This is a genomic window from Streptomyces sp. SID486 (assembly GCF_009865385.1).
Lineage (GTDB): Bacteria > Actinomycetota > Actinomycetes > Streptomycetales > Streptomycetaceae > Streptomyces.
Window position 1 is genome coordinate 1 of sequence record NZ_WWJT01000622.1, and the last position, 965, is coordinate 965.

Consider the following 965-nt stretch of genomic DNA (forward strand, 5'->3'; position numbering starts at 1 on the left):
GTGTGCCGCGGCCGGGCGCCGCACCGGCCGGCCGCCCGCGGCCCGGGACGAGCCGGCGCCGGGGCCTCGACGACCCGCCGGAGCCGCGGTGAAACCGATGCGGCTACCCGGATCACGCGGTCTCACACCTGTCCGGGACGGGAAATCTCCCGGGCGCCGAGGGTTGGCCGACTGCTTTGTCCAAGTGCGCGGAGGTGGGTTAACCTGCGGCGTATTTTTCTCATCATGCAAATCCGTGAACTGCGGAAATGCACACACCAACGGCCGGGCGGCAGTCTGCTCCCGGCCGCGGTTCCGAGTCCTCGCGGCGGGGGCTCCTGGGGAGCGGATCGAGGGTGCGCATGGCCGGCAAGGCGACCGGGACGACCGAGGCGGTTCCGGGCGACCACGAACTGAGAAGACTGCTCGCGGGTCTGACGGCGGTACGCGACGGGGACTTCGGCACCCGGCTGCCGGACGACTCCACCGGGCTCATGGGCGACATCGCCACCGTCTTCAACGGCATGGTCGACCAGTTGTCCGTGTTCACCTCGGAAGTCACGCGAGTGGCCCGCGAAGTGGGCACGGAGGGCACCCTCGGGGGCCAGGCGCAGGTGCCGGGTGTGTCCGGCACCTGGGCCGACCTGACCGACTCGGTCAACGCGATGGCGGGCAACCTCACCACCCAGGTCCGTGACATCGCGCAGGTCGCCACCGCCGTGGCCAAGGGCGACCTCTCCCAGAAGATCGACGTGCCCGCCCGCGGCGAGATCCTCCAGCTGAAGGAAACCGTCAACACGATGGTGGACCAGCTGTCCGCGTTCGCCGACGAGGTGACCCGGGTGGCCCGCGAGGTGGGCACCGAGGGCCGCCTCGGGGGACAGGCGCAGGTGCCCGGCGTCGCCGGCGTCTGGCGGGACCTGACGGACTCGGTCAACTTCATGGCCGGGAACCTGACGGCGCAGGTGCGCAACGTCGCCCAGGTG

At 71.1% G+C, this 965-nt stretch carries 1 protein-coding gene; it reads left to right on the forward strand.

From position 1 onward, the window contains the following. Positions 1-341: 341 nt before the first annotated feature. On the forward strand, positions 342-965 hold a 624-nt coding region (locus GT045_RS28850), incomplete at its 3' end, for a HAMP domain-containing protein (RefSeq protein ID WP_161335982.1).